The 3,855-nt window shown below is 65.7% G+C and carries 4 protein-coding genes and 1 pseudogene; all 5 read left to right on the top strand.

The features are described from left to right. Window positions 1-251 precede the first annotated feature (251 nt). Entirely contained in the window at window positions 252-1,247 is a 996-nt protein-coding gene (locus MOV74_RS33280) for a 30S ribosomal protein S2 (RefSeq protein ID WP_246931227.1), read from the top strand. Between the two features lie 131 nt (window positions 1,248-1,378). Next, window positions 1,379-2,302: a translation elongation factor Ts gene (gene tsf, locus MOV74_RS33285; protein WP_246931228.1), complete on the top strand. Its 924-nt coding sequence runs from the start codon at window positions 1,379-1,381 to the stop codon at window positions 2,300-2,302. Between the two features lie 61 nt (window positions 2,303-2,363). Beyond that, a complete protein-coding gene (pyrH, locus tag MOV74_RS33290) occupies window positions 2,364-3,080 on the top strand; it encodes a UMP kinase (protein ID WP_246931229.1) in 717 nt (238 codons plus the stop codon). A 66-nt stretch (window positions 3,081-3,146) separates the two neighbouring features. Next, window positions 3,147-3,710: a ribosome recycling factor gene (gene frr, locus MOV74_RS33295; protein ID WP_246931230.1), complete on the top strand. Its 564-nt coding sequence runs from the start codon at window positions 3,147-3,149 to the stop codon at window positions 3,708-3,710. 12 nt (window positions 3,711-3,722) lie between these two features. Further along, window positions 3,723-3,855, top strand: a pseudogene (locus tag MOV74_RS33300) (undecaprenyl diphosphate synthase family protein); the annotation flags it as partial.

Raw genomic sequence — 3,855 nt, forward strand, 5'->3', positions numbered from 1 at the left:
GGCCGGACCGCCACCAAAGCCTTGCCCGCCTGGCCAGCCGAAGTGCTAGGCGTCCAGGGCGCGCGGGAAGCGACTGAAGCTTCCCGGCGCCCAGATGGACCGTTATTTCCTTGCTTCTGGCCGAAATGGCGCTATATAGCGCGCCATCTCACACGGAAACATGGCTCACAAGGCCGTCCGGTGGCAGCCGGGGCGACAACGCTCCGTCTTGCTCACACGTTTCCGGAGGAACCAACCGGAGAATTAGAACGATGGCACTACCCGATTTCACTATGCGTCAGCTGCTTGAAGCTGGCGTGCACTTTGGTCACCAGTCTCATCGCTGGAATCCGAAAATGGCTCCGTTCATTTTCGGCGCTCGCAACAACATTCACATCGTCGACCTCGCGCAGACCGTGCCGATGCTGCACACGGCCTTGCAGGCGGTCAGCGACACCGTCGCCAAGGGCGGCCGTATCCTGTTCGTCGGCACCAAGCGCCAGGCGCAGGACGGCGTCGCGGACGCTGCCAAGCGCTGCGCGCAGTATTTCGTCAATTCGCGCTGGCTCGGCGGCACGCTGACCAATTGGAAGACGATCTCGGCCTCGATCAAGCGCCTGCGTCACCTCGACGACGTGCTGGCCGGCGGCGATGCCAGCTCCTACACCAAGAAGGAGCGCCTGACGCTTCAGCGCGAGCGCGACAAGCTCGACCGCTCGCTCGGCGGCATCAAGGACATGGGCGGTCTGCCCGACCTGATCTTCGTGATCGACACCAACAAGGAAGACATCGCGATCCAGGAGGCCCAGCGTCTCAACATCCCGGTCGCCGCGATCGTCGACACCAATTCGGACCCCAAGGGCATCACCTATGTGGTGCCGGGCAATGACGACGCCGGCCGTGCGATCGCGCTTTATTGCGACCTGATCGCGCGCGCCGCGATCGACGGCATCTCCCGCGCCCAGGGCGATTCGGGCATCGACGTCGGCGCGTCCGCCCGTCCGCTTGCTGAAGAGCTGCCGGCGGCCTCGTCGAGCGGCTTCCAGGGCCTTGCAGGTCCGCGCGGCACCGCCGACGACCTCAAGAAGCTCCCGGGCGTGTCGGGTGCGATCGAGAAGAAGTTCAACGACCTCGGCATCTTCCACTTCTGGCAGCTCGCCGAGCTCGACCACGACACCGCGCACAAGATCGGCGAAGAACTCGGTCTCCCGAGCCGTGCGGACGCCTGGGTGGCCAAGGCCAAGGCGCTGACCGCGGAAGCGGAATAGTCAAAAAGAGCGATGGGTTGGCCGGATAGGATCCGGCCACCATTTCAGTTGACGCGAATCCCTGAGATGGACCGCGGCGAGGCGATCAGGCCGCGCCGCGGCGAACCGGCAGGCACAAAGGATTTTCAACGATGGCAACGATCACAGCTGCGATGGTCAAGGACCTGCGCGAGTCGACCGGCGCGGGCATGATGGACTGCAAGGCCGCGCTGACCGAGAACGACGGCAACATGGAAGCCGCGCAGGATTGGCTGCGCAAGAAGGGTCTGTCCAAGGCCGCCAAGAAGTCGGGCCGCGTTGCGGCCGAGGGTCTGATCGGCGCGCTCACCAAGGGCACCAAGGGCGTCGTGGTCGAGGTCAACTCCGAGACCGACTTCGTGGCGCGCAACGGCCAGTTCCAGGGCCTGGTCAAGATGGTCGCCCAGGTCGCATTCGACGCGGGCTCCGACGTCGAGAAGATCAAGGCCGCCAAGGTCGGTGACGTCACGGTCGAGGCCGCGATCAATGACGCGATCGCCACCATCGGCGAGAACATGACGCTGCGCCGCGCGGCTTCGCTCGAGGTGAGCCAGGGCGTGGTGTCGAGCTACGTCCACGGCGCGGTCGTCGAGGGCGCCGGCAAGATGGGCGTGATCGTTGCGCTGGAATCACCCGGCAAGGCTGACGAGCTCGCGGGGCTCGGCCGCCAGATCGCGATGCATATCGCGGCCACCAATCCGCTGGCGCTCGATCCGTCCGGCCTCGATCCGGCGGTCGTCAAGCGCGAGAAGGACGTGCTCGCCGACAAATATCGCCAGCAGGGCAAGCCCGAGAACGTGATTGAGAAGATCGTCGAGTCCGGCCTCAAGACCTACTACAAGGAAGTCTGTCTGCTCGAGCAGGCCTTCATCCACGACACCGGCAAGTCGGTGGCGCAGGCCGTGAAGGAGGCCGAGGGCAAGGTCGGCGGCGCTGTGAAGATCGCGGGCTTTGTGCGCTATGCTCTCGGTGAGGGAATCGAGAAGCAGGAAAGCGACTTCGCAGCCGAGGTCGCGGCGGCCAGCGGCAAGAAGTAAGCGCCGGAACGTTCCTTCCGGCGTGCCGCCGGAAGCGGCGCCCGGACAAGGAAAAGTGCTCATGACTGATCCGGTCTATCGTCGCGTCGTGATCAAGCTGTCCGGCGAATATCTCGCGGGACAGCAAGGCTTTGGCATCGATCAGCCGACAGTCGACCGGGTTGCGGACGACCTGATCGCGGCCCGCAAGCTCGGCACCGAGGTTGCGGTCGTGATCGGCGGTGGCAATATCGTGCGCGGCGTCGAGGTCTCGGCCCGCGGCGTGTCGCGCCCGACCGGCGACACCATGGGCATGCTCGCCACCATGATGAACTGCCTCGCCCTGGAAGCGGCGATCGAGCGGAAGGGCACGCCGGCGCGCACGCTGTCGGCCTTCGTCATGCCCGAGATTTCCGAGCTGTTCACCCGCACTGCGGCGCACAAATATCTCGCCGAAGGCCGCATCGTGCTGCTTGGCGGCGGCACCGGCAATCCGTTCTTCACCACCGATACGACCGCGGTGTTGCGCGCCGCCGAGATCGGCGCCCAGGCGGTGCTGAAGGCGACCAATGTCGACGGCGTCTACTCGGCCGATCCGAAGAAGGATCCGTCCGCCACGCGGTTCGACCGGCTGACCCATTCGCAGGCGATCGAGGGTGGCTACAAGGTGATGGATGCGACCGCCTTCGCGCTTGCCCGCGAGACGTCACTGCCTATCATCGTATTCTCGATCGCGGAGCCGGGGTCGATCGGCGCGATTCTGCGCGGCGTCGGCCACGGAACCATCGTCGCCGGCTGACGGCTCATCTGGCGCGCCCGAGGGAAGGGCGCCGAGCGGCCGCCGGGATTTTGAAGGAGAAACGTGATGCCCACGGAAAATTTCGACCTCAACGAAGTGAAGCGCCGCATGCAAGGCGCCGTCGCCTCCCTCAAGCACGAGCTCGGCGGCCTGCGGACGGGGCGCGCCTCCGCCTCGATGCTCGATCCGGTGCAGGTCGACGCTTACGGCAGCCACATGCCGCTGAACCAGCTCGCCACCGTCAGCGTGCCGGAGCCGCGCCTGATCTCGGTGCAGGTCTGGGACAAGTCGATGGTCAAGGCGGTGGAGAAGGCGATCGTCGATTCCAATCTCGGCCTGTCGCCCGCGACCGAGGGCCAGGTGCTGCGTCTGCGCATCCCCGAGCTCAACGAGGAGCGGCGCAAGGAGCTGGTGAAGGTCGCGCACAAATACGCCGAAGCTGCCAAGGTCGCCGCGCGCCACGTCCGCCGCGACGGTCTCGACGTCCTCAAGAAGCTCGAGAAGAACCACGAGATGTCGGAGGACGACCAGAAGCGCCACGCCGACGAGGTGCAGAAGGCGACCGACAGCACGATCGCCGAAATCGACCAGTTGCTGGCCGCCAAGGAAAAAGAAGTCCTCACCGTTTAAGGCATCGCCTTCATGTCCAACGCCGCCGCGCCCGCAACGGAAGGACCAGATCGGTCCGAGGCGCCCGCGCATGTCGCCATCATCATGGATGGCAACGGGCGTTGGGCGGCCGCGCGCGGTCTGCCGCGTGCGGAGGGGCATCGCC

The sequence above is a fragment of the Bradyrhizobium sp. SHOUNA76 genome, from assembly GCF_023006445.1.
Classification (GTDB): Bacteria; Pseudomonadota; Alphaproteobacteria; order Rhizobiales; family Xanthobacteraceae; genus Bradyrhizobium.